We start from the raw sequence: 23254 nt of genomic DNA on the forward strand, positions 1-23254 counted from the left end.
CGCGGCGGCCCTGTCATTCCCTGCGATAGTTAAGCGCCTCCGCGCCGGTCGACAACCGCTGCCATCGCGAAAAGCATATGTCTTCTCGACAGGCCGCCACAATCGCGCCAGATTTCTCCCTCTAAGCGGCCCGGATTGGAAACTCTCTCTTATTCAATACGTTAGATAGTGACGCAAAGGCCGGCTCTGGTCCGGCCCTGCCAAGGATACCGATTTGATCGCGATTTTTACCATTCTGGGTCTGCTCCTGTTCGGTGGTGGCGCCTACGCCATCTATGACGGCTGGCCCTATCTGGTGCTGGAACGCGGCTTCACCGAAGTCATCATGGGCTCGATCGCGAGCAGCGCCGGCCTGATCATGCTCTCGCTCGCCTGGGTCCTGAAGGAAGTCAGGGCGACCCGGCGCGCGCTGGTCGAGGCGATCGAGCTTCGTTCCGCGATGCCGCTGCCTGCCGCCTCGGCGGTGGAGGCCCCGCCCGTGTCGCTGCCGCGCGACGACGACACCGCATTCGCACGCTCTGTGGCCCCGGTTGCGATCGGCGCGGCTGCCGGTGCTGCGGCGACGAGCGCCGTGGCGCAGGCCCTGACCGCGCCCGAATCCGAAAACGCAACCTCTCCCGCCGAATTGCCCGCTTCATCCGGGGACCGGGACCTGTTCGGCGCGCCCGTCACGCAGAACCTGCCGGAGCCGGAACCGGCTGCGGAGAGCGAGCCCGAGGCGGCCTCTGAATCCGCGCAGACCCAGGCTGAAGAAGCCGAGCCGCTGCCCGACATGTTCGAGGAGGCGCTGTCGACGGCATCTCCACAGCCGGTCGCCTTCGAAGCGGAAGAGCATGAGCCGGCGGAATCCGCTGCGGCCGATGTCCAGCCGTTGGCCGATGAGGAAACCTTCGCCGCGCATGACGCGCCGGTTCCCTTCGGCGAACGGCCTTCGGTCGAGCAGCCGGCGGAGGAGCCCGCGGCGGCTCCTGCCGAGGCTGCCGAGGCCACCGCGGCAGCCGGCGACGAAGCCGAGCGCGACGAGTTCAGCGCCCTGCGCGAGAGCCTGGCGGGCCATCTGAACGAGCCGGAGCCCGCAACCGGGCGCGTCGAGCCGTCCTTTTCGCGGGAGCCTGATCCCTTCGCCGCGGCGGAGACCTGGATGGACCGCGCTTCGCCGCGCCGGGAGCCCTGGCTCGATACGGCGCCCGCCGCTGAAGAAGCGCCCGCTGAAGCGGCGGCTCCGCTCTGGCCGCCGCGGACGGAGCCTCATGCTTTCGAGGCGCCGGCCGAGCCTGCGGCTGGTGATGACGAAACCGAGGCCGTTTCCGATGCCGTCGATCCGCCGCTTCAGGATGACGAATCCGACGCAGGGACCGTCGAGCCGGAATCGGCGGCCGAGCCCGTCGAGACGGTCGAGCCGCAGGCCGAGGCGGCTCCGGTGACGACCGACAGCCGTCCGGCTTCCGACGAGGGTATCGTCGGCGCCTATCAGGTCGGCGATGCGCATTTCACCATCTTCGCCGATGGCTCGATCCGGGCACGGACCCCCGATGGCGAATACAGCTTCGCCTCGATGGACGAGCTGAAGGTCTATCTCGCCAGCGAGAAGAGCCGGCTGGGCGTCTGATCAGACGCCCTTCGCCGCGTCCCAGCCCTCGCCCGCGGTATGGATGGCGAAGGCATAGGCCAGAGCGGTCTCCTTCAGCGAGTCGAAGCGCCCGGCCGAGCCGGCATGGCCGGCTTCCATGTTGGTGTGCAGCAGGACCGGCCCGCCGCCGGTCATCGTCGCACGCAAGCGCGCGACCCATTTCGCAGGCTCCCAATAGGTGACGCGCGGATCGGTCAGCCCGGCCATGGCGAGGATCGGCGGATAGGACTGGGCCGTGACGTTGTCATAGGGCGAATAACTGCGGATGGTCTCGAAGGCCTTGGCGTCGCGGATCGGGTCGCCCCATTCCGGCCATTCCGGCGGGGTCAGCGGCAGGGTGTCGTCCAGGATCGTGTTGAGCACGTCGACGAAGGGCACCTCCGCGACGATGCCGGCGAAGAGCTCCGGCGCCATGTTGGCGACGGCGCCCATCAGCATCCCGCCGGCGCTGCCGCCCTCGGCGACGATGCGTCCGCGCTTCGTCAAACCGGCATCGGCCAGCGCCCCGGCGGCAGCGATGAAATCGGTGAAGGTGTTGCGCTTGTTCTCGCGCTTGCCGTCGAGATACCACCCCCAGCCCTTGTCGGTGCCGCCGCGCACATGGGCGATCGCATAGACGAAGCCGCGATCGACCAGGCTGAGCGGCCGCGTCCGGAACGAGGCCGACATCGCCGAGCCGTAGGAGCCATAGCCGTAGAGCAGGCAGGGAGCGCTGCCGTCGAGCTTAAGATCGGCCCGGTGCAGGATCGAGATCGGCACGCGCGCGCCGTCCGGGGCTGTGGCGAAGATCCGGCGCACCTTGTAGCTCGCCGGATCATGGCCGGAGGGCACCTCCTGCCGCTTCAGCAAGGTTCTCTCGCCGGTGGCAAGGTCGTAGTCATAGGTTTCGGCCGGCCGCGCCATCGAGGCATAGATGAAGCGCAGCGTATTCGTCTCGAATTCGTAGCCCGCATCGATGCCCAGCCCATAGGCTTCCTCGTCGAAGGCGATGCTGCGCTCTGCGCCATCGGCAAAATCGCGGATGACGATGCGCGGCAGCCCGTCCTCGCGCTCCAGCCGGATCAGCCGCCCCTTCAGGCAGACATGATCGAGGATGAGGCGGCCGGGCTTGTGCGCGATCAGGTCGCGCCAGTTCGCGGGAGCGGGCGCGTCGACGGGAGCCGTGACGATCTTGAAGTCCTCGGCGCCGTCGGCATTGGTCAGGATCGCGAAGACGTCGCCGTGATGTTCCAGGCTGTACTGCCGCCCCGGCTCGCGCTCCGCGACGAGCACGGGCTTCGCCTCCGGCCGGTCGAGATCGAGGATGCGCGTCTCCGAGGTCTCGTGATCGCCGATCGTTATCAGCAGGAAGCGGCCGGACTGGGTCTTGTCGATATCGACGAACATGCCGGCATCGGCTTCGTCATGCAGCAACGCGTCCAGCTCGGCCGGCTCGCCGAGCCGGTGGCGCTTTACCCGCGACGGACGGTGATCGTCATCGAGCGCGACATAGAAGAACGAGCGAGAATCGCTGGCCCAGATGATCTCGCCGGTCGTGTCCTTGACGAGGTCGGGCAGGTCGTCGCCCTTTTCCAGATCCTTGATGCGAATCCCATGCAGTTCGGAACCGGCCTCGTCGGCGCTCCAGGCGAGCAGGCGGTGATCGGGGCTATGTGCGGCGTCGCCGAGATCGAAGAAATCCTTGTCGGCGGCCAAGGCATCCGCATCGAGCATGATCTGCTCGCCCGCCCGGCCGGTCTTGCCCGCCATGCTGCGGGGCTTGCGGCAGATCAGCGGGTGCTCGGCACCTTTGCGATAGCGCGAATAGTAAAGGAACGGCCCGTCCGGCTGCGGGACGCTCGCATCGTCCTCCTTGATCCGGCCGCGCATCTCCTTGACCAATTCCTTCTGCAAGGCGCGGGTCGGCGCCATCAAGGCCTTGCAATAGGCGTTCTCGGCTTCGAGATAGCTGCGGATATCGGCCGGGAGGACGTCGGGCTCCCGCAGCACATCCTTCCAGTTGCCCGCGCGCAGCCAGCCGTAGTCGTCGCGCAAGGTGATGCCGTGGGCCTGCGTTTCCGCGGTCCGGATCTCGGCGCGCGGTGGCTGTGGCATCCGGCGGGACTTGCGTGGCGCGGCGCTTGGGGAGCGGCGGTCCTGATCCAGGCGCATGACGATCTCCGATCTGGGGCGCTGACAGGTAGAGGCGACGGGATCAGCTTGCAAGACATCCAGGCCAGTTGCGGCTTTGATTTTTGCCGCTCAGTGCAACGCAGCATCCGGGCGACGAAATATTGACCTTTCAATACATCAATTGTTGGGATTTGTTGGCTTGCGTAACTAAACAGCATCGAATAAACGCATATCTCGATCAGTCCGCGTTTTCCGATTCTGGGCCGATGGTGCTTGACCCACTATTGGTAATATTCATCAGGCTATCGGGCGCAAGACGGTGGGCGATCAGCGCAGAACGCCAGCAAGAACGATAAGGAGAGACATCGCCATGGCCGAGAACGACGGAGCGGACTTCATCGAGCTGACGGCGGATATCGTTTCCGCCTATGTCTCCAACAATTCCGTGCCTGCCTCGGATCTGCCGGCTCTGATCAGCGAAGTGCATTCGGCGCTGAGCCGGGTCATTGGCGGGGCTGCACCTGTGGTGCAGGCCGAGGCGCCCAAGCCCGCCATCCCCGTGAAGAAGTCGATCACGGCCGATTACCTGATCTGCTTGGAAGACGGGAAGAAGTTCAAGTCGCTGAAGCGGCATCTGCGTACGCAGTACAACATGTCGCCCGAGCAGTACCGCGAGAAGTGGGGCCTGCCGCCGGACTATCCGATGGTCGCGCCGAACTATGCCGAGGCGCGCTCGCAGCTTGCGAAGAAGATGGGCCTCGGCCAGCAGCGCCGCAAGCGTCGCTGAGCAGCGTCCGATAGGCATTTTCGAGCGACGCGAACTTCGGTTTGCGGGAAGAAGATGCTCTGGATATGCCGACCCTGGAAAAAGTCGCCGATGATCTCGGCGGCTTTTTTCATGCGCTTCATCGGGAAGCGGCGGGGATAAAGCCGGCTCCGGGGTTGCCAGTTCGAATATAAGAATATAATCCTATATCGGTCAGGCCTCACGGGAGGGGCGGTTGGCCTCGAATAGGAACATATCATGAACAAAGAGCGCGACCAATCTCAAACTGCCCTGCGTGCCAGTGCCGTTGCGCGCCTGGCGGAAGTGGCCATCGTGGCCGCGACCCGGATTCCGCTGGCCGGCCTGCGGGCCGCGCACCGAGGCCGCAAGTCGATTGCGGTGGCCCGCCAGACGGCGATGTATCTCGCCCATGTCGCCTTCGGCCTGAGCTTCACCCGTGTCGGCATCTGCTTCGGCCGGGACCGCACCACTGTTCGCCATGCCTGTGCCCTGATCGAGGATCGCCGCGACGACCCGAGGCTGGAGTTCGGGTTGACCGCCCTGGAAGCCGCACTTCTGGCCACGAGGGCGAGGCTGGTCGACCAACCGGCGGAGGCCGGCCGATGAGCGCTGAAATCGAACGCAAGGAACGCGGCCGTCTCCTCAGGCATCTCGCCGAACCCGGATGCTACGGCCTCGTTTCCCCGCTGGGATGTGGGCGCATCGCTCTCTACCGGACGGTGAACGGCACGAGCCTGGGCGCCGGCTATGTTGCCGCGGAAACGGCGAACGCCCTGGAAGCCGAGGGACTCGTCGCCTGGTCGAAAGATGCCGGGGCGGCTAGGCTCAGCCTCGCTTCATCGCTGCCGGACGCGCCGATCGTGGAAAAGGCCCGGCCCGAGCCGGGCGAGCCACCTGCTCCCGCCATGGACGATCGCGAAAGCCCACTGCTCTGGCTCTATCGCCGTCCGGGCAAGGACGGCCGGCCCCAGATCGGCGATGAGGAATTCGCGGCTGGCGAGCGCTTCCGCGCCGATATCACCCTGGCCGGGATGCTGCCGCGCGTGACGATGAACTGGGATGCGGCGCTCACCCCGGAGCAGGCGGGGGCGGGCCCGCGCGATGTTGCCGGTTCATCAGACACGGCGCTCGCCGCGCGTCAGCGCGTCAGGCTCGCCTGTGACCGGTTGGGGCCGGAGCTTTCCGGTCTCGCGATCGATATCTGCGGCTTTCTCAAGGGGCTCGATCTCGTCGAGAAGGAGCGCCGCTGGCCCCCGCGTTCAGCCAAGGTAGTGCTGCGTGTCGCGCTGGCGACCCTGGTGACGCATTACGGCCTGGACCGCCGTGCCCGGCCACCCGGCTTGCGGAGCTGGCAGGCGGCCGATGCCCGGCCGAGCGAATTCCCGGCCACCGGCTGAAGCGGCTCAGGCCCCGGCGGCAGCCTGGGCGTCGCGCTTGATCCGGTCGATCATGGCGCGCACGCCGTTGGAGCGCTGCGGCGTGAGATGGGCGGCGAGGCCAAGGCGCTCGTAGATGGCGAAGGCGTCTGTCGCGAGGATTTCCGCGGCCTCCCGCCCGGAGAAGATCGCCAGCGCCAGCGCGACCAGCCCGCGCACGATATGGGCGTCGCTGTCGCCGACGAAATGAAGCCGCGTCTGCGGGCCGCTGCCGCCATCGCGATGGGCGACGAGCCAGACCTGGCTCGCGCAGCCGCGCACCTTGTTGGCGTCGACATGCGCCTCCTCGGGCAGGGGCTCCAGGCCCTTGCCGAGTTCGATCAGGTAGCGATAGCGATCGTCCCACTCGTCGAGCAGTTCGAAATTCGCGACGATGTCGTCGAGGCTTGTCGTCATGACCGGCGTCTTCCCGCGATTGCGGGGGAGCGTCAAGCACTCAGCGCTGCGGCGCCTGCTTCCCGATCACAGCCGTCGCCGCGGCATGCAGGATGCGCTCGCGCAAGGCAGGGTCCATTCCCGCGAGGATCTCGGCCGCTTCGCGCGCGGCGGTCAGGTTGCCCGCGACCGTGCGCGTCTCGGTCCGGACGGTCTCGGCCGCCTGCCACATGGCCTGCGGCAATGCGGCGTCGGCCGGCTTGCCGCTATGCACAGGCGAATTCACGGCGATGAGGCCGATGATCGCGATCTTGCGCAGCAGGTAGGCCATGTCGGTCTCCATCGTCGGCGCCTCTCTTGCGCCGCGAGAACAACCTAGACCGGGACATCGAAAAATCGCGTCATTCCAAACGCTCAAATGCGAGTCGAATGTCGCAAGTGATCTTCAGCTTCCGTTCACCTTGCCGCGAACATCGGCTCGTGCCGGGAAAACGAGAGGATTTTACATAACCACTTGAAAAATCGAAAGAAAAAATCGTTTTCTGCCGCTGGTCCGGGCTTTCGCCGCACTTCGCCTTAAGCCCCGCTTAAACCGGCCATGGCGAGATTGGGCCAAGCGGATCGGGGTATCCGCGAAAGCAAGGCGTTGCGTTCCGTATGGCGATGACAGCATTGAGGACACAGGCGGCGGCACTGGTGCATGCATCGGTGCAGTCGGACCCGGCGAAAAGGCGGCGTCACGAACGTTTCGTTCTGTCGCGCCTGCTCGTCGGTGGCGGCATGCTTGGCCTTGCTCCAGCCTATCTCGCCTGGCGCGGCGCGCCTGGTGCCTTCGAGGCTGCCATGATCGTCGCTGCCGCGCTCGCGGTTCTCTCCGTGGCGCTGGTCTCCCGCACGGGCCACCTCGATCGGGCGCATGCGCTATCCTCCGCAGCGCTGTCCCTCTTCATCGTGGCGCTTGCGGGCGCGACCGGCGGCCTGTCCTCCCCCTTGCTGCTCTGGCTGGCGGTCGTACCGGTCGAGGCGGCCTTCTTCGGTTCGCGCGGCTTCATGCTGCGGGCTGGCTGGATCGCGGTCGGTGCGCTGTTCACCGCTATCGGGCTGCAATGGCTCGGCCTTTTCACCGAAACGCCGGTGTGGACCGGCGAGGCGATGCCGCTTCTGGCGATGTCCGCGCTGGCTCAGGCCCTGGTCGTGACGGCGGTTCTGCTGCGCCGGCGTCATGCCGAGGAGCGCGAGCACCGCGTCTCGGATGCGCGTTCGCAGCTTCTGCTCGATCATGTCGGCGATCTCGTCACCTGGCATGACGCCAACGGCGCGGTCGTCTTTGCCAATGCCGCGGCGCGGGCGCTGGCTGGTGCCGACCCGCGCGAACTGCTCGGGCGCGGTCTGTTCGAGCGCGTCCACATTGCCGACCGGCCGCTTTTCCTGAAGGCGCTGAGCGATGCCGCTCATGGCGAGGAGGGCGTGACCGCCTGCTTCCGCACGCTCTTCGTGCCGCGCGAAGGTGCAGGCGAGGCCCGGTTGCCGGTCTCGCTCTGGCTGGAGATGCAGGCCTGCCGCGTTGCCGGCGCTGCTGCCGCCGATGGCGCCGCCGTGGTCTGCGTGATGCGCGACGTGACCGCGCGCCGGGCCGCCGAGGAAACCCGCGAGCGCGGCCATGCCGAGGCGCTGCGCGCGAACGACATCAAGGGCCAGTTCCTGGCGACGGTCAGCCACGAGCTGCGTACGCCATTGAATGCGATCATCGGCTTCTCCGAGATGCTGAGCGCCGAGGACAATGGCTGGCTCGATGCTGAAAAGCGTCTCGAATATGCCCGCATCATCCACGCCTCCGGCCATCACCTGCTCGATGTCGTGAACACGCTGCTCGATATCTCGAAGATCGAGAGCGGCGCGATGACGATCGAGCGCGAGCCGCTCGACCTCGCCGCGATGGTGCAGGATTGCTGCGCGCTGATGGCGCTGCGGGCCGAGGCCGGTGGCATCGCGCTGGAGCGCGTGACCGGGCCGGCCCTGCCGGCGATGGACGGCGATCGGCGCGCGCTGAAGCAGGTCGTGCTCAACCTGCTGTCCAACGCCATCAAGTTCACGCCGGCCGGCGGGCGGGTGACGCTCGCCGTCGTGCGCGACGGCGACACGATCGATCTCTCGGTATCCGACACCGGCATCGGCATCGCCGCTGCCGACCTGCCCCGGCTGGGCGATCCCTTCTTCCAGGCCAAGGGCGCCTATGATCGCAGCCATGAGGGCACTGGCCTCGGGCTGTCCGTGGTGCGCGGGCTCGTCGGTCTGCATGGCGGCCGCCTGACGGTCGAGAGCGCGCCGGGCATCGGCACGCGCGTCTCGGTCCGGCTGCCGGTCGGCGGCACCGAGGGCGTCGAACAGCCGGCCAAGATCGTGACTTTCGCCCGGGCTCCGCGCCGCGGCATCGATACCAAAGAACCTCTCCGCCTGACCGCCTGAAGACGAGCTGACCGATGTCCGTGACCATGGCCGCCCGCGCCCATTCCGGCGCTTCCCTGTCCGCCCCGGTGCGCCGTGCCCAGCCGGCGCGACGCAAGACCTCCTGGCTTGGCCGGGTCGCCCGCACCGCCGGGCAGCGGCCGGGCAGGGCGCTCGTCCTGCTGACCTTCGGTATCGTCTCGATCGCCATCGTCGCCAATGCGCTGCTGTTCCAGAAGGCGCGCCATCCGGCCCCGATCCTCTCTTCGTCCGCGCCGGCCTCGCAGCCGCGGGCGACGAGTGAGCGCCGCACCGAACCGGCGCCTGCGCCCGCCGTCGAGGCTCCCGCAGCGCAGCCGATCCGCCCGCCGGCACGGCCGAACGATCTCTCCCAGACGCAAGCCACCCGCGAGGCGCAGCCCCGGCCGCCGGCGCCGGTTCAGGCCGCGCCGCGGGCCGCCGCTCCTGCGCCGCGCGCCGCGGCGGCTCCCGCGCGCGATCCGATCGCCGACCTGATCAACGGCGATCTGCGCCCGCCTGCGGATGTCAGGGCGGCCAGCCGTTCAGCCACAGCCCCGCGCACCTGATCGGCGGCGCCCGGCATGGCGCGGCTGACCAGCGATTTCTGGGTTTCCGCCTATCTGCGGCAGGCGGCCTTCGATGGCCTCGTTGCCGTGCTGCGTCGTCGTGGCGCGCGTGAGGCCGGCGCCATCTTCGTCAAGCTCGACCGGCTGGACGGCACCGCCGCGCTCTACGCCCCGGCGCCGCAGGCGCTGGCCGAGGAGGATGGCGAGCGGCGCTTCCAGCTCCTGCTCGATTCCGATCCGCTGTCGATCGAGGATCGTGTCGCGCGCGAACTGCGCTTCGACAGCGATCTCTGGCTGGTCGAAATCGAGAACCGGGCCGGCGATCCGCGGCTCGTACTCGTGAGCGGCTGATACGGCCGACCGGGGCGAGGCGGCTCAGCCGCGCTCGCGCCTGGCGCCGATCTTTCCGAGGACGTCCGACATCGCCGGCTGCGCTTCCGGCCGGGTATGGCCGGCGCGCGACGGCGTCCCGCTCGGGTCCATCGCAGGTTGGTGCTGGCCGCGCCGCTGCGGTGCCGCGACGATCGCGCCGGCGATATGCATGGCCAGGCGGGAGGCGATGGCGGGCCTGACCGAGCGTATCAGTGCGACCAGAGCGAAGATGCGCTCGACCGAATGAGCCGTATCGTCGCCGAGCCGGATCAGGAAGCGCGTCGCTTCCTCGACCGTCGTGCCGCTCGCCGTGAGGACGAGCGCCGCCAGATCCCGCGACGCGTCGGACGCGATGGCATCGGCCAATACCGCGCCGCCGCCGAGATGGTCGGCGATGGCGGCAAAGGCGCTGTCACGATCGTCAGCGGCGAGGTCGAGCCAGCCGGCGAACGTCGCAGCAGACAAGGCGGGGCGCCTCTCGCTGGGATGAAGGGCTTCGCGCGCCATCAGCGATTCGAGGATCGCGAGGCGCCGTTCCGGCCCGGCGTGGAGGAAGAGCGGCGCGAGTTCGAGATTGGACAGGTCCGGGCGCGCGAGCAGGCCGGGCCGATAGGCCGGCTCGATCCGCGCCCGCGCGATCAGGCTGTCGACGGCGGCGCGCGGCATCGGGGCGCTGTGATTGGCGATCAGGGCAAGGTCGAGCGCGCGATTCGCGTTCGACACCAGCATGATCACGGCCTGGCTGGTGAGGTCGCTGCGGACGGCCAGGGCTGCGCGCATCGCCTCGTCGCCGGTTTCGACCAAACCTTCGAGTTCGGCCGCCGATACCGGCATGCCGTGGCGAAGCAGCTCCGCCAGCACGGCGCCGCCCTTCGCCGCGAGCCCGGCAAGGACCGGCGCGGGCGTATGCGGCCAGCCGGCAAGCTTGCGCGCCAGGATGAGCGCCGTCGCCTCGTCGATGCCCGGCAGAAGCGCCTCGGCCATCTCGTTGAAAGCGGCGAGATCGTCCAACGAGGGATGCGACGTCGTGAGCAGCAGGTCCGCTTTGACGCGCAGCGAGATCGGGCTGAGGTCGAGCCCGCCCTCGCGCGCCAGGCGAGCGAGGTCGGCGAGTTCCTTGGAGACGGATGCAGGCATGACGGACTCGGGGGGACCAGGAAACTGATTGTGAATCAGCATTAATCCCCGACCGTTAAGGCTGCGTTAACCATGTCCGGGCCTGATGGGCTTGCGGGGCCTGCGACTCGGTGCTGCCCGCACCTCGCCGCCTCTCGCGTTGCAACTCTGGCGCTGGATAAGGAGGCGCATCATGGCCATCGTCATCCCCTTTGCGCCGCAGCGGCGCCCGCAGCAGGCCTCGGCCTGTCCGCTTCCGCAGCAGACAGCGGACATCCTGTTCTTCACGGGCGTGCGCTACGAGCGCTCGCCCGAAGCCCGGCCGCCCGCCGCAAAAACATCCGCCAATGCCCGGCCCCGGAAGGTCGCCGCCAAGGTGACCGTACGGAAAAGCGCCCGCAGGCAGCCTGCGTGACAAGAAGCCCGGCCAAGCTGCTGCTCGCCGTCCTGGCGACTGCGTCCGTATCCGCCTGCACTGCCACCACGGGCGATCTCGGTCGGCCGCGCCCGACGGTCTGGTCGCAGCTCATCGCCCCCGAGGCGGGCTTCTGGTCCGCGACCGCCCGCGGCGAGCAGGCCTCCTATTTCCGGCTGACGGACGACGAGGAGCAGATGCGCGACCGCGCCTGGCGCTTCGTCATGCCGGCAAGCCCGAACAGCGTGTTCCAGGGCGAGGTCTCCAACCTTGCCCATACGCGCATCCTGCCGGTCGCTGCCCAGTCGACCGATGTCGGCGACTATTTCCGCGGCCTGACTTCGATATCCTTCGCTTCCCAGGCTTCGCGCTACAACCGGCTGACGGAGGATGCCAATGCCGATCGCCTGCTGATCGGCCCGTTCCGTGCCAATGCGGCACGGGTGGTGAGCATGGACCGGGTGCGGATGCGCACCGTCGAGGCCTCTCCCGATGTGCCCGTCGACAAGCAGGGACCGGCCTATGCACGCGTCGTCGAAAACGAGGGGCTGGTCTTCTGGGTCTGCGAACGCCTCGATTTCCGCCTCCGCAGCTACCGTCACGCGCTGGTCAACCTCGTCGTCGAGATGCCTTCGCGCGAAGCCGTGAAGGCCGAGCGTGCGATCATGGCGCTGGAGATGGAAGCCAGGCCGCTCTGCCAGATGCCGCTCATCGGTACCTTCGGCGAAGGCGGCAAGCGCCCGGTCGTCTACAAGGGCTAACTCAATTCGCCGCGCCGCAGGCGACGCCTGTCGCGAGCGCCTCCGCATCGGCCCGGTCGGACGGCAGGCGCTGGAGCACGCGCGCGACGATCAGCCCCTGCTCGGTATCGGAGACGATGCGCAGCTCCCGGCTGGTCTCGCCTTCTTCATCGGCCGCGATGCGCTCGTCGCGCTGGGTCTCGGTCATCACCAGGAATTCGAGCGTACCGCGGATCGCCGCCCGGTCGGTGATGGCATAGAGCACGCCGCCGCCCTGCCGGTGCAGCGTCAGGCCGAGCGGCAATGTGCCGGTGCGGGCGACCACCCGCATCGGGCCGGCGGAGAGATCGTAGCTGCAGATCGCGGTGACGACATTGGGATCGGCCTCGCGCAGGGCGGGCAGGCCGCGGGCATTGCCGGGGGAGGGGATCGGCTCGGCATGCCCTTCGATGCCAAGCTCGCGATAGGCATGAGCAGCGTCGCGCTGCGAGAGCACAGGGATCGCCAGGATCGTGACGATGTGGACGATGGCCGCGAGGATCAGCCCGGCCAGTGTCGTCATCACGAAGCGCGCGACGCCGGCACACAAAATTGGCCGCCAGCCGGCGAAGGGCGCGCTGCGCTTTTCCGTCGGATCGTGGCTGAGGGCGCTCATCGGCAATCGAGGCGCGTGACGCGCGGCAGGTTGGCGGCCCGCGTCTCGCCGGTCTGGCTCGATATCGGCGTATCGTAGAGCCGCAGGCGAAACTGGAAGCGCCCGCTCGCCGGTAAGGGCAGCCAGTTGCCGGCTTCAGGGGTGGCTGCGGCGATGATGGCGAGCCCGCCATCCTCGGGGCGGACGATCTCCGAATCGGTGAAGCCGGTGCGCTCCAGGGGCAGACGGAACGGCAGGCCGTCGCCATCGGTGATGCCGATGGTCCAGCCGCGCGTCGTCGGCGTCGCTCCGGACAGCCGGTAGCGGCAACGCCCGTCCAGCGCCTGTCCTGCATCGTCCCGCTCGGCGATCAGCTCGAGCCCTTCGCCGGAGCCGAATGGCAGGTGGACGCCGCGGGCGAGATAGGCGCGCATATAGGGATCGACCTCGCGGCTGCCGCTGCGTGGCCAGGCCGTCCAGGCGCCGACCTCGACCCGGCCGATGGCCGGGCGCCCGGCCACCGCCCAATGTGCGGACCCGAGGCCGAGCCCGGCCCCGAGGGCAAGGATATAGGCGAGGTCGAGAATCCGCACGCTGTCCTTCCGCTTGGGCCTGCTGATTGTCTACAGAAACACGCCGTCATCCCGGGCTTGACCCGGGATCCATTCCGGAGCGCTTCCGGTCAAGGTTCAGGCATGGGTCCCGGATCTCCGCTTTGCTGCGTCCGGGATGACCCGCGCTTCCATGACGAGGGAGAGTTGACCGTCCGCACTCATCATCGTCAATCGCCTGCCCCTCAGCGCAGCCGTGGTTCGCTGCCCGAGATCTCGCGGATGCCGACCTGGACGGGGCGGCCGGCGCTGCGCCGCGGCTCGACGGCCTTGAACATCGAGCCGACGGCCGAGAGCACCTCGAAGGATTGGCGCGGCATATGGCCGGCCGTCGCCCCAGCCGGCCTTGGGGCGTTGCCGGCCCTGGCCACCGCCGCACCCTTCGGGTCGGCCGCGGGCACGCCCGGAATCGGCTTCAATTCCAGGCCCTGATGGGCGAACTGCATGATCTCCTTCCACGTCATCGCGGGCAGCGAGCCGCCGGTCATGTTCGCGGTCTCGGTGGAGTTGTCGTTCCCGAACCAGACGGCCCCGACGAGGTTGCCGGAATAGCCGACATACCAGGCGTCCTTGTAGCCGTTGGTGGTGCCGGTCTTGCCGGCGGTGATGACGCCCTCGAGCGCGGCGCGCCGGCCGGTGCCCTCGGTCGGCACCTTCGAGAGCATGAAGTTCATGTCCTGCGCGACCTGGGAGCTCAGCACCTGCTTCGGCTCCGGCTCGTCGCTGTCATGGCGATAGATCACCTCGCCCTGGGAATTGGCGATCTCGATCGCCGCATAGGGCTTCGCCCGGCGCCCGCCATTGGCGAGCACGGAATAGCCCGCCGCCATGTCGATGACGGTGACCTCGGCGGCCCCGATCGGCAGCGAGACCGTGTCGGTCAGCGGCGTCGTCAGGCCCATGGCGCGGGCCGTCTCGACGATCTTCCGGCGCCCGATCGCGGCCGCGCGCGCCTCGTGGGTCTCGCCGGTCGCGCGGCCGATGGCGATCGACATCTGCACCGGGATCGTGTTGATCGACTTCGCCAGCGCGACGGTGAGCGGCATCGAGCCGGCATAGGAGCGCCCGTAATTGTTCGGGCACCAGTTACCGATGCAGACCGGCCGGTCGGTGACGATCGTGTTCGGCTTGTAGAGCCCGGCCGAGAGCGCGGCGGCATAGACGAAGGGCTTGAACGAGGAGCCGGGCTGGCGCAGGCCCGCGGTCGCCCGGTTGAACTGGCTCGCACCGTAGTCCCGGCCGCCGACGATGGCGCGCACGGCCCCGTCCGGGTCCATCACCACTGTCGCCGCCTGCTTCACCCGATAGGCCGGGCCATGCTGGCGCAGGATCGTTTCGATCGCCTCGTCGGCGCGTTGCTGGATCGCGGAATCATGTGGTGTCTTGACCGTCAGCACGCGGTCGGCGCCGAGCTTGCCCTCGGAAGCGAGCTCCTTCACCGCGTCGAAGGCCCAGTCGAGATAGTAGTCGGGACTGGAATCGCGCTTGCGGTCGATCGGCGTCGCCGGGTTGCGCTTGGCGCTGTCGACCTGGCCGGCGGTCATGAAGCCGGCATCGACCATGGCGTTGAGCACGTCGTTGGCGCGGGCGCGGGCGGCCGGCAGGTTGACATGGGGCGCGTATTTCGTCGGCGCCTTGAACAGGCCGGCCAGCATCGCGGCCTCGGCCAGCGAGACGTCCTTCACCGACTTGCCGAAGTAATACTCGGCCGCGGCCGCCGCGCCGAAGGTGCCTCCGCCCATATAGGCACGGTCGAGATAGAGCTTGAGGATCTCGTTCTTGCTGAGCCTTGCCTCCAGCCACAGCGCCAGGAAGGCTTCCTTGATCTTGCGGTCGAGCGAGCGCTCGTTGTTCAGGAAGAGGTTCTTGGCGAGCTGCTGCGTCAGCGACGAGCCGCCCTGGACGACGCCCGAGGCCCGCGTGTTGACCAGCAGGGCCCGCGAGGTGCCGATCACGTCGATGCCGAAATGGTCGTAGAAGCGGCGGTCTTCGGTCGCGAGCACGGCCTTGAGCAGATGGTCCGGCATTTCCTCCAGCTTCAGGGAATCGTCGTGCCGGGCACCGCGATGGCCGATCGGCATGCCGTAGCGGTCGAGAAAGGTGACGGCGAAGACCTGATTCTTGAGGGCCTCGTCATTGCCGATCCGGAAAGCGGGCAAGGCCAGCATCAGCAGGATCAGCGCGCCGACGATGCCGATATTCAGCCCTTCGCTGGCGAATTCAGCGGCGACGCGCTTGCCGCCGGTGACGGTCAGGCGATCGGCGACGCTGCGGATGCGCTCATGGATTTCACCGGCCCGGCGCCCGGCGCCCCACAGGCCGGCATCCAGCCATGAATCAGCGGCCAGCGCGAAGCGCTTCAGCCGCGTCCTCCAGCCCGCCTTCCTGAATTCCATGGCCTTATCCAGGCTTCCTGAATGGCCCCCGGCTTAGTCCTGCCGCGTGCTTGCCATCTTGGCAACAGAAGAGCGCCGGGGAATGGACACATAGGCATGCTCAGCGCCCGGATAAGAGGCGGGAGGGTAAATTTCATCGCCGGGAGCCGGAAATGCACGAGCGCGGCATTCACATATCGACACATGGGGCCGGGCGGGATCGGCCTTCCATCTTGCCGCCTGCGGGCGCATAAGCCTGCCATGACGCAAACCCCGCCGAAACAGCAGCCGTTCTGGCTGACGACGCCGCTGGAAGCGATGTCGAGCGAGCAATGGGAATCGCTCTGCGACGGCTGCGGCCGCTGCTGCCTCGTCAAGCTCGAGGACGAGGATACCGGGCGCATCTTCGCGACCGATGTCGGCTGCCGCCTGTTCGACGCCGGCACCTGCCGTTGCCGGGACTATCCGAACCGCTCGCAGAAAGTGCCGGATTGCGTGACCTTGACGCCCGAGGAGGTGCGCACGCTGCCCTGGCTGCCGCCGACCTGCGCCTATCGCCTTGTCGCCGAAGGCAAGGACCTGCCCTGGTGGCATCCGCTGGTCTCGGGCGACCCCGAGACCGTAGTCGCCGCCGGCATCTCCGTGCGTGGTCGCGTCTTCGCGAATGAGGACGAGATTCCGGAGGAGGAGGTCGCCGAGCGCATCGTCAACTGGCCGCTGCGCTGGCCCCGTGCCGCGCGCGGGAAGGGAGCCTGACGCAACCCGGCCGTGCTATTGCGCTGCATCAGGCGATGCTGCACACGCTCATTGATCGTTCATGTCGGTTTGGGCATGACCGCCAACATCCCCGCTGCCGATGACCCCGGGTTATCGACGGCACGCACACGAAACTTTCACGCCGGCGCGGCGTTTGCCCTGTCCGGTTGAACAGAAGAGGCTATGTGATGGCAGGTGGGAAGTGGGTCTATACCTTCGGCGACGGCAAGGCCGAGGGTGAGGCAGGCATGAAGAACCTGCTCGGCGGAAAGGGCGCGAACCTCGCCGAGATGAGCAATCTGGGCCTGCCCGTTCCGCCCGGCTTCACCATCACCACCGAGGTCTGCACCGCCTATTACGACAACGGCAAGAGCTTCCCGGCCGAGCTCGACGGGCAGGTCAGGGCGGCGCTCGCCGGCATGGGCAAGCTCACGGGCAAGACCTTCGGCGATCCCGCCAACCCGCTCCTCGTCTCGGTCCGCTCGGGCGCGCGTGCCTCGATGCCGGGCATGATGGACACCGTCCTCAATCTCGGCCTCAACGACGAGACGGTCGAGGCCGTCGCCAAGGCCTCGGGCGACGAGCGCTTCGCCTGGGACAGCTATCGCCGCTTCATCACGATGTATTCCAACGTCGTGCTCGATATCGACCACGGCCTCTTCGAGGAGGCACTGGAAGACTACAAGGAGCGCAAGGGCCTCCATCTCGACACCGACCTCAAGGCGGCCGACTGGAAGCTCTTGGTCGGCAAGTACAAGGAGATCGTGAAGAAGGAGCTCGGCTCCGACTTCCCGCAGGAGCCCGAGAAGCAGCTCTGGGGCGCGGTCGGCGCCGTCTTCTCCTCCTGGATGAATGCCCGCGCCATCAAGTATCGCGAGCTGAACGCCATCCCCGCGAGCTGGGGCACGGCGGTCAACGTCCAGTCGATGGTGTTCGGCAATATGGGCGACACCTCCGCGACCGGCGTCGCTTTCACGCGCAATCCCTCGACCGGCGAGAACGCGCTTTATGGCGAGTTCCTGATCAACGCCCAGGGCGAGGATGTCGTCGCCGGCATCCGCACGCCACAGGACATCACGGAAGCGGCCAAGAAGGAGGCCGGCTCCGACAAGCCCTCGATGGAAGCGGAGATGCCGGAGGCCTATGCCGAGCTTTGCCGCATCTACGGCATCCTCGAGAAGCACTATCGCGACATGCAGGACATGGAGTTCACCATCCAGGAGGGCAAGCTCTGGATGCTGCAGACCCGATCCGGCAAGCGCACCGCCAAGGCGGCCTTGCGCATCGCGGTCGAGCTCGCGACTGAAGGCTTGATCACGCAGGAGGAAGCCGTCGGCCGCGTCGAGCCCGGCGCGCTCGACCAGCTCCTGCACCCGACCATCGATCCCAAGGCCGAGCGCCGCGTGCTGACCACCGGCCTGCCGGCCTCGCCCGGCGCCGCCGCCGGCGAGATCGTCTTCAACTCGGACGATGCCGAAGCCGCGAAGAAGGCCGGCCGCAAGGTCATCCTCGTCCGCGTCGAGACCTCGCCTGAGGACATCCACGGCATGCATGCCGCCGAGGGCATCCTGACCTCGCGCGGCGGCATGACCTCGCATGCGGCGGTCGTGGCGCGCGGCATGGGCAAGCCCTGCGTTTCCGGCGCGGGCCAGATCCGCATCGATTATGCCAAGGGCACGCTCTCGGTCGGCCCGAACACGCTGAAGGCCGGCGATTTCGTCACCGTCGACGGTGGCACCGGCCAGGTCCTGCTCGGTGAGATCAAGATGCAGAAGCCGGAATTATCCGGCGAGTTCGCGACGCTGATGGGCTGGGCCGACAAGGTTCGCCGCCTCAAGGTCCGCGCCAATGCCGAGACGCCGGAGGATGCGAGGACCGCGCGCGAGTTCGGCGCCGAGGGCATCGGCCTCTGCCGCACCGAGCACATGTTCTTCGAAGGCGACCGCATCCAGGCCGTCCGCGAGATGATCCTCGCGCATGACGACAAGGGCAGGCGCGCCGCGCTCGCCAAACTGCTGCCGGTCCAGCGCCAGGACTTCGTCCAGCTCTTCAGCATCATGAGCGGCCTGCCGGTGACGATCCGCCTGCTCGACCCGCCGCTGCACGAGTTCCTGCCGCATGGCGAGAAGGAGATCGGCGAGGTCGCCGCTGCGCTCGGCGTCACGCCGGATGCGCTGAAGCACCGCGCCGCCGAATTGCACGAGTTCAACCCGATGCTCGGCTTCCGCGGCTGCCGTCTGGCGGTGGCCTTCCCCGAAATCGCCGAGATGCAGGCCCGCGCGATCTTCGAGGCGGCCGTCATCGCCGCCAAGGAGACCGGCAAGCCGGTGATCCCGGAGGTGATGGTGCCGCTCGTCATGGGCAAGCCCGAGCTCGACCTCGTCAAGGCCCGCATCGACGCCATGGCCAAGGCCGTGATCGAGGAGAGCGGCACGAAGATCGACTATCAGGTCGGCACGATGATCGAATTGCCGCGCGCCGCCTTGCGCGCCGCCGAGATCGCCGAGAGCGCCGAGTTCTTCTCCTTCGGCACCAACGACCTGACGCAGACGACGCTCGGCATCAGCCGCGACGACGCCTCCTCCTTCCTCGGCTCCTACACCGCCAAGGGACTGCTCGACGCCGATCCCTTCGTCACGATCGATCAGGACGGCGTCGGCGAACTGGTGAAGCTTGCCGCCGAGCGCGGCCGCAAGACGCGGGGCGACATCAAGCTCGGCATCTGCGGCGAGCATGGTGGCGACCCGGCCTCGATCGGTTTCTGCGAGAGCGTCGGCCTCGACTATGTCTCCTGCTCGCCCTTCCGCGTGCCGATTGCCCGCCTCGCCGCCGCGCAGGCGGCGCTCGGCGCGATCAAGCCGAAGGATGGCTGAGCCGTGACGGGCGGGCGGCTCATCGGCTTCGGCGGGCTGCTGCTCGCCCTCGGCTGCGGCTTCGCTGTCCCATCCCTGGCGCAGGCGCCGGATCTCTGCAGCGGGCAGCCTGCCGCGATGCAGAAGTCTTGCCGCGAAGCGTTGGAATTGCTTGTTCAGGGCGGCAGGCAGGAGCCGGAACCGGCGCGTCGTATTCTGGCGACGGGCACGCCGGAAGGCTGGCGCTATGATTATCTTCAGCCGGGCGGGGTGGGCTCCGACGGCGATTGTGTCGTGAGCGGAGTGCTGGTGCTCCCGGCCGATACGCCCGTGCGCTTCTCGGTGACGGCGAGCGATATCATCCGTCCATGGCGGCTGCCGCAATTCGATCTGGACCTGGCCGGGATTCCCGGCCGGATCGAGGACAAGATCATCAAGCTGCCGCCGGGTGAGATCGGCGACCCGGCCGCCGCGCCCGCGGGCGATGAGAGGCCGGTGGCGGTGCGGGTGCTGCCGCCCGATGCCTATGCCGAATGGGAGGGGCAGACACTCCCGCCTTCCTGCTTCGCCTCCGGCTGAGGCGCGCGCGATGCCGAAGCTCACCACCATCGGCTTCGACGCCGACGACACGCTCTGGCAGAACGAGCAGTTCTTCCGGATGACGGAGGATCGCTTCGTCGCGCTGCTCGGCGAGCACGGCGAGGCGGCCGAGATTTCCGGGCGCCTGCTCGAAGCGGAGAAGCGCAATCTCGGGTTCTACGGTTTCGGCATCAAGGGTTTCGTGCTCTCGATGATCGAGACGGCGATCGAGGTCACGCGGGGGCAGGTCCCGGCTTCCGTCATTGGCGAGATCCTCGCCGCCGGCCGCGAGATGGTGGCTCATCCGGTCGAGACCTTGCCGCATGTTCAGGAGACGCTTGCGGCGCTGTCGGGTGGCTACCGGCTGGTGCTGATCACCAAGGGCGATCTCTTCGACCAGGAGCGCAAGCTCGCCCAGTCCGGGCTGGGCGATTTCTTCCACGCGGTCGAGATCGTCAGCGACAAGAAGCCGGCTACTTACGATCGCATCTTCGCCCGGCATGGCGATGGGGCAGGGCGGGCGATGATGGTCGGCAATTCCCTGAAGTCCGACATCCTGCCGGCGCTGGAGGCCGGCTCTTGGGCGGTGCATGTCCCGCATGAACTGACCTGGGTGCTGGAACACGCCGCGGAGCCCGTGGGACATGACCGCTACCACGCGATCCCGGATCTCGGCCCGCTGCGCAGCCTCATCGAACAGCTCGTTCGCTGATCCGTCCGTGGCAAGCTACCCCCGCGGGCCGTAGGATCAATCGACCCACAGGCCGCGTTTGCGGTGCCAATCCTCGATCGATTCCTCGGGATATTCGTCGAAGCTCTGGTCGTTCGGCCCGATCGCCGGCTCGACCCAGCCGGCCTTGAAGCGCAGCATCAGATGGGTCTTTTCGGGCGCGCGCGGCAGATGGCTGTCGATTGCGGAAGCGAAGGGGTGGAGCAGCTCCGGCCAGCGCGGGTCGAACAGCCAGAGAGCGGTGCCGCAGGTGGTGCAGAAGCGGCGCTGCGCCTGCGAGCGCTCGCAAGTCCCGTCATCGCGCTCGATCTCCGCGCTGAAGCTGCCGATCTTGTCCTCGCCTTCGAGCTTCAGCGTCGCGGCGTCGGCCGAGAGGTTGATCGCGAAGCCGCCGCCGCCCGCCGTCTTGCGGCAGATCGAGCAGTAGCAGAGCTGGTAGGGGACCGGGGCATGGCTTTCGACCGAAAAATGCACGGCTCCGCAGCGGCAGGAGCCCTTGAGCGTGATCGGCATGGTGTGGCCTCCTTTTCCTGCCAACCATCTGCTTGCCGGCTCGGTTCCAAGCGGCGATGGCCCCCTTGCTGGACGGTTCTTGCATTTCGTGCTAGCCATGCCGATGTATGACGAGATGCGGCCGGGTTCTGGCCAATCCTCCGCGCGGGCAATCCGGTCGGCGGGCACGATTCAGATCCACCACACATCGCTACAATACCATTGCAAGGCGTCCGCGCGTCGAGCTCTGGGTCGCAACGATACGCGGATCTGAAACGCAAGGATTCTATGCCATGGAAAAAGGCACCGTGAAGTGGTTCAACGCCACCAAGGGCTACGGCTTCATCACCCCTGAGAACGGCGGCCAGGACGTGTTCGTCCACATCAGCGCCGTCGAGCGCGCCGGCCTGCGCGAGCTGCATGACGGCCAGGTCGTCTCCTACGAACTCGTTGCCGATCGCAAGACCGGCAAGACCTCGGCCGGCAACCTCGCCGTCGCCTGAGCCGATACCTGATCGACCGGGCGGGCCTTGAGCCATCCCGGTCCACGACAAGCCTGCCGGCGCTGTGGCTAGCGGTTCGCCGGCAGGTCCGACTATCTTGAATTCAGGCCGGATGCGGGCCTGCGGCGCAGCCGATTCCACATGCGCCCCCCGCGATCACGGCGCCCAGAAAGCCCTTTCTTGACCAAGTTTACCGATCTCGGCCTTGCCGAGCCCCTTCTCAAGGCGCTCGCAGCCGAAGGTTATGAGACGCCCACGCCGATCCAGGCGCAGGCCATTCCCCACATTCTCCAGGGCCGCGACCTGCTCGGCGCCGCCCAGACCGGCACCGGCAAGACCGCTGCCTTCTCGCTGCCGATGCTGCATCGGCTGCTCGGCAAGCCGCGCCAGATGCCGGCTCGCGCCGTGCGGGCGCTCATCCTGTCGCCGACGCGCGAACTCGCCGCCCAGATCGAGGCGAGCATCCGTACCTACGGCCAGTTCACCACGCTGCGATCGACGGTGATCTTTGGCGGCGTGCCTGTCGGCAAGCAGATCCGTGCGCTCGGCGATCGGGTCGACATCCTCGTCGCCACGCCCGGCCGCCTGCTCGACCTCGTCGACCAGCGCGCCGTCTCGCTGCGCGAGATCGAGTTCCTCGTCCTCGACGAGGCCGACCAGATGCTCGATCTCGGCTTCATCCACGCGCTGCGCCGTATCGCGACCCTGATCCCGAAGGAGCGCCACACGCTGCTCTTCTCGGCGACCATGCCGAAGCCGATCCGCGAGATCGCCTCCGCCTACCTCACCGATCCGGTCGAGATCGCGGTGGCGCCGGTGGCGACCACTGCCGAGAAGATCGACCAGCGCGTCATCTTCACGGAAGCCCACGACAAGCCGGCGCTGCTGGCGCGGACGTTGAATGTGCCCGAGCTCGAGCGCGCCATCGTCTTCACCCGCACCAAGCATGGCGCCGACAAGGTCGTGCGCCAGCTCGGCACGTCTGGCATCGAGGCGGCCGCGATCCACGGCAACAAGAGCCAGAGCCAGCGCGAGCGGGCGCTCGGCGCCTTCCGCGACGGTTCGCTCCGCATCCTGGTCGCCACCGACATCGCCGCCCGCGGCATCGATGTCGACGGCATCAGCCATGTCGTGAATTTCGACCTGCCGAACGTGTCGGAGACTTATGTCCACCGCATCGGCCGCACGGCGCGTGCCGGCGCGGCGGGCATCGCCATCGCCTTCTGCACGCCGGAAGAGCGCGGCGATCTCGCTGCGATCGAAAAGCTGACCAAGGTCGCGATCACGCCGATCGGCGCCGTTCCCTATTGGGATGGCCGTACGCCGAAGAAGCCGCCGCAGAACCAGCGCGGCGGCGGGCGCGGCCAGCAGCAGAACGGCGGCGGGCGCGGACAAGGCCGCCCGCAAGGCCAGCAGCAGGCTCGTCCGCAGGGCCAGCAGCAGTCCCGTGGCGGCAAGCCCGGTGAGGGCGGCCAGCGCGCCCAGCCGGCCAATGGCGGCCAGCGCCAGGAGCGTCACGAACGCCCGCGCCATCCCGAGCATGCCCCGCGCCCTGAGCAGGCGGCACAGCGAAAAGACGGCGTTTCCGCAAAAGAAGGGCTTGGCGGCGTCGCGTTCTTGCAGCAAAGAACACAGCAACCACGCACCAACGGCGCCCGGCGGCGCGCGCGCTGACGCGCGATCGGCCAGAACCGGGCGAGCCTCTTC

23 protein-coding genes are annotated in these 23254 nt (G+C 67.8%); 15 read left to right on the forward strand and 8 right to left on the reverse strand.

The window, feature by feature from the left end; translation table 11 throughout:
- Positions 1 to 214: 214 nt before the first annotated feature.
- Complete coding sequence (locus tag ACWIEX_RS05105) at positions 215 to 1609, forward strand: hypothetical protein (protein WP_454032025.1); 1395 nt, start codon at positions 215 to 217, stop codon at positions 1607 to 1609.
- Here the strand turns inward: ACWIEX_RS05105 and ACWIEX_RS05110 are convergent, their stop codons facing one another.
- Positions 1610 to 3724, reverse strand: coding sequence for a S9 family peptidase (locus ACWIEX_RS05110; RefSeq protein ID WP_454033465.1), 2115 nt, complete (start codon positions 3722 to 3724; stop codon positions 1610 to 1612).
- 388 nt (positions 3725 to 4112) lie between these two features.
- On the opposite strand from ACWIEX_RS05110, the gene ACWIEX_RS05115 reads away from it, so the two are divergent.
- The 3 genes from ACWIEX_RS05115 to ACWIEX_RS05125 all read left to right on the forward strand — a co-directional run bounded on the left by ACWIEX_RS05115 (position 4113) and on the right by ACWIEX_RS05125 (position 5926).
- Positions 4113 to 4529, forward strand: coding sequence for a Ros/MucR family transcriptional regulator (locus ACWIEX_RS05115; protein ID WP_061964725.1), 417 nt, complete (start codon positions 4113 to 4115; stop codon positions 4527 to 4529).
- A 237-nt stretch (positions 4530 to 4766) separates the two neighbouring features.
- On the forward strand, positions 4767 to 5135 hold the full coding sequence (locus ACWIEX_RS05120) for a helix-turn-helix domain-containing protein (protein ID WP_454032026.1): 369 nt from the start codon (positions 4767 to 4769) through the stop codon (positions 5133 to 5135).
- Positions 5132 to 5926, forward strand: a complete 795-nt coding sequence (locus ACWIEX_RS05125; protein WP_454032027.1) for a DUF6456 domain-containing protein — start codon at positions 5132 to 5134, stop codon at positions 5924 to 5926. The genes ACWIEX_RS05120 and ACWIEX_RS05125 overlap by 4 nt, the downstream gene beginning before the upstream one ends.
- Before the next feature lie 6 nt (positions 5927 to 5932).
- Here the strand turns inward: ACWIEX_RS05125 and ACWIEX_RS05130 are convergent, their stop codons facing one another.
- Positions 5933 to 6361, reverse strand: coding sequence for a SufE family protein (locus ACWIEX_RS05130; protein ID WP_454032028.1), 429 nt, complete (start codon positions 6359 to 6361; stop codon positions 5933 to 5935).
- A gap of 40 nt (positions 6362 to 6401) precedes the next feature.
- Positions 6402 to 6671, reverse strand: coding sequence for a hypothetical protein (locus ACWIEX_RS05135; RefSeq protein WP_061964719.1), 270 nt, complete (start codon positions 6669 to 6671; stop codon positions 6402 to 6404).
- A 326-nt stretch (positions 6672 to 6997) separates the two neighbouring features.
- Between ACWIEX_RS05135 and ACWIEX_RS05140 the strand changes: the two genes are divergently transcribed.
- From ACWIEX_RS05140 to ACWIEX_RS05150, 3 genes are read left to right on the forward strand one after another with little or no spacing between them, the layout of a single operon-like run.
- Complete coding sequence (locus ACWIEX_RS05140; protein ID WP_454032029.1) at positions 6998 to 8806, forward strand: sensor histidine kinase; 1809 nt, start codon at positions 6998 to 7000, stop codon at positions 8804 to 8806.
- Between the two features lie 14 nt (positions 8807 to 8820).
- Positions 8821 to 9372, forward strand: a complete 552-nt coding sequence (locus ACWIEX_RS05145; protein WP_454032030.1) for a hypothetical protein — start codon at positions 8821 to 8823, stop codon at positions 9370 to 9372.
- 15 nt (positions 9373 to 9387) lie between these two features.
- Positions 9388 to 9723, forward strand: coding sequence for a DUF1491 family protein (locus tag ACWIEX_RS05150; RefSeq protein ID WP_454032031.1), 336 nt, complete (start codon positions 9388 to 9390; stop codon positions 9721 to 9723).
- A gap of 24 nt (positions 9724 to 9747) precedes the next feature.
- Here ACWIEX_RS05150 and ACWIEX_RS05155 read toward each other — a convergent pair whose 3' ends face one another.
- On the reverse strand, positions 9748 to 10881 hold the full coding sequence (locus tag ACWIEX_RS05155; protein WP_454032032.1) for a DUF2336 domain-containing protein: 1134 nt from the start codon (positions 10879 to 10881) through the stop codon (positions 9748 to 9750).
- Between the two features lie 172 nt (positions 10882 to 11053).
- Between ACWIEX_RS05155 and ACWIEX_RS05160 the strand changes: the two genes are divergently transcribed.
- Positions 11054 to 11275, forward strand: coding sequence for a hypothetical protein (locus ACWIEX_RS05160; RefSeq protein WP_454032033.1), 222 nt, complete (start codon positions 11054 to 11056; stop codon positions 11273 to 11275).
- Positions 11272 to 12036 (forward strand): hypothetical protein, encoded by a 765-nt coding sequence (locus ACWIEX_RS05165; RefSeq protein ID WP_454032034.1) that lies wholly within the window; start codon positions 11272 to 11274, stop codon positions 12034 to 12036. Before ACWIEX_RS05160 ends, ACWIEX_RS05165 begins: the two co-directional genes overlap by 4 nt.
- A 1-nt stretch (position 12037) precedes the next feature.
- Here ACWIEX_RS05165 and ACWIEX_RS05170 read toward each other — a convergent pair whose 3' ends face one another.
- The 3 genes from ACWIEX_RS05170 to ACWIEX_RS05180 form a co-directional block, all read right to left on the reverse strand.
- Positions 12038 to 12670, reverse strand: a complete 633-nt coding sequence (locus ACWIEX_RS05170) for a DUF1254 domain-containing protein (protein ID WP_454032035.1) — start codon at positions 12668 to 12670, stop codon at positions 12038 to 12040.
- Complete coding sequence (locus tag ACWIEX_RS05175; protein WP_454032036.1) at positions 12667 to 13242, reverse strand: DUF1214 domain-containing protein; 576 nt, start codon at positions 13240 to 13242, stop codon at positions 12667 to 12669. The genes ACWIEX_RS05170 and ACWIEX_RS05175 overlap by 4 nt, the downstream gene beginning before the upstream one ends.
- Positions 13243 to 13445: 203 nt before the next feature.
- On the reverse strand, positions 13446 to 15656 hold the full coding sequence (locus ACWIEX_RS05180; RefSeq protein ID WP_454032037.1) for a transglycosylase domain-containing protein: 2211 nt from the start codon (positions 15654 to 15656) through the stop codon (positions 13446 to 13448).
- A gap of 240 nt (positions 15657 to 15896) precedes the next feature.
- Between ACWIEX_RS05180 and ACWIEX_RS05185 the strand changes: the two genes are divergently transcribed.
- The 4 genes from ACWIEX_RS05185 (at position 15897) to ACWIEX_RS05200 (ending at position 20534) form a co-directional block, all read left to right on the forward strand.
- Positions 15897 to 16391 carry a YcgN family cysteine cluster protein gene (locus ACWIEX_RS05185; RefSeq protein WP_454032038.1) on the forward strand — a complete coding sequence of 165 codons (495 nt, stop codon included), beginning with the start codon at positions 15897 to 15899 and terminating at the stop codon, positions 16389 to 16391.
- 188 nt (positions 16392 to 16579) lie between these two features.
- A complete protein-coding gene (gene ppdK / locus ACWIEX_RS05190) occupies positions 16580 to 19264 on the forward strand; it encodes a pyruvate, phosphate dikinase (protein ID WP_454032039.1) in 2685 nt (894 codons plus the stop codon).
- A 3-nt stretch (positions 19265 to 19267) separates the two neighbouring features.
- Positions 19268 to 19822, forward strand: coding sequence for a hypothetical protein (locus ACWIEX_RS05195; protein WP_454032040.1), 555 nt, complete (start codon positions 19268 to 19270; stop codon positions 19820 to 19822).
- 10 nt (positions 19823 to 19832) lie between these two features.
- The gene (locus ACWIEX_RS05200; protein ID WP_454032041.1) at positions 19833 to 20534 is read left to right on the forward strand and encodes an HAD family hydrolase; all 702 of its coding nucleotides are present in this window, start codon (positions 19833 to 19835) and stop codon (positions 20532 to 20534) included.
- Between the two features lie 36 nt (positions 20535 to 20570).
- Here the strand turns inward: ACWIEX_RS05200 and ACWIEX_RS05205 are convergent, their stop codons facing one another.
- Positions 20571 to 21065, reverse strand: coding sequence for a GFA family protein (locus tag ACWIEX_RS05205; protein WP_454032042.1), 495 nt, complete (start codon positions 21063 to 21065; stop codon positions 20571 to 20573).
- Positions 21066 to 21337: 272 nt separating this feature from the next.
- Between ACWIEX_RS05205 and ACWIEX_RS05210 the strand changes: the two genes are divergently transcribed.
- Together ACWIEX_RS05210 and ACWIEX_RS05215 are read left to right on the forward strand one after the other, a co-directional pair.
- Positions 21338 to 21547 (forward strand): cold-shock protein, encoded by a 210-nt coding sequence (locus ACWIEX_RS05210; RefSeq protein WP_454032043.1) that lies wholly within the window; start codon positions 21338 to 21340, stop codon positions 21545 to 21547.
- 180 nt (positions 21548 to 21727) lie between these two features.
- A complete protein-coding gene (locus ACWIEX_RS05215) occupies positions 21728 to 23221 on the forward strand; it encodes a DEAD/DEAH box helicase (protein ID WP_454032044.1) in 1494 nt (497 codons plus the stop codon).
- Positions 23222 to 23254 lie beyond the last annotated feature (33 nt).

Source organism: Allobosea sp. NPDC055353, from assembly GCF_053644975.1.

Coding starts and splice junctions, on each gene's coding strand:
- ACWIEX_RS05110 (WP_454033465.1), bottom strand. CDS start 3,724: ATGCCACAGCCACCGCGCGCCGAGATCCGGACCGCGGAAACGCAGGCC.
- ACWIEX_RS05115 (WP_061964725.1), top strand. CDS start 4,113: ATGGCCGAGAACGACGGAGCGGACTTCATCGAGCTGACGGCGGATATC.
- ACWIEX_RS05120 (WP_454032026.1), top strand. CDS start 4,767: ATGAACAAAGAGCGCGACCAATCTCAAACTGCCCTGCGTGCCAGTGCC.
- ACWIEX_RS05125 (WP_454032027.1), top strand. CDS start 5,132: ATGAGCGCTGAAATCGAACGCAAGGAACGCGGCCGTCTCCTCAGGCAT.
- ACWIEX_RS05130 (WP_454032028.1), bottom strand. CDS start 6,361: ATGACGACAAGCCTCGACGACATCGTCGCGAATTTCGAACTGCTCGAC.
- ACWIEX_RS05135 (WP_061964719.1), bottom strand. CDS start 6,671: ATGGCCTACCTGCTGCGCAAGATCGCGATCATCGGCCTCATCGCCGTG.
- ACWIEX_RS05140 (WP_454032029.1), top strand. CDS start 6,998: ATGGCGATGACAGCATTGAGGACACAGGCGGCGGCACTGGTGCATGCA.
- ACWIEX_RS05145 (WP_454032030.1), top strand. CDS start 8,821: ATGTCCGTGACCATGGCCGCCCGCGCCCATTCCGGCGCTTCCCTGTCC.
- ACWIEX_RS05150 (WP_454032031.1), top strand. CDS start 9,388: ATGGCGCGGCTGACCAGCGATTTCTGGGTTTCCGCCTATCTGCGGCAG.
- ACWIEX_RS05155 (WP_454032032.1), bottom strand. CDS start 10,881: ATGCCTGCATCCGTCTCCAAGGAACTCGCCGACCTCGCTCGCCTGGCG.
- ACWIEX_RS05160 (WP_454032033.1), top strand. CDS start 11,054: ATGGCCATCGTCATCCCCTTTGCGCCGCAGCGGCGCCCGCAGCAGGCC.
- ACWIEX_RS05170 (WP_454032035.1), bottom strand. CDS start 12,670: ATGAGCGCCCTCAGCCACGATCCGACGGAAAAGCGCAGCGCGCCCTTC.
- ACWIEX_RS05180 (WP_454032037.1), bottom strand. CDS start 15,656: ATGGAATTCAGGAAGGCGGGCTGGAGGACGCGGCTGAAGCGCTTCGCG.
- ACWIEX_RS05185 (WP_454032038.1), top strand. CDS start 15,897: ATGACGCAAACCCCGCCGAAACAGCAGCCGTTCTGGCTGACGACGCCG.
- ppdK (WP_454032039.1), top strand. CDS start 16,580: ATGGCAGGTGGGAAGTGGGTCTATACCTTCGGCGACGGCAAGGCCGAG.
- ACWIEX_RS05200 (WP_454032041.1), top strand. CDS start 19,833: ATGCCGAAGCTCACCACCATCGGCTTCGACGCCGACGACACGCTCTGG.
- ACWIEX_RS05205 (WP_454032042.1), bottom strand. CDS start 21,065: ATGCCGATCACGCTCAAGGGCTCCTGCCGCTGCGGAGCCGTGCATTTT.
- ACWIEX_RS05210 (WP_454032043.1), top strand. CDS start 21,338: ATGGAAAAAGGCACCGTGAAGTGGTTCAACGCCACCAAGGGCTACGGC.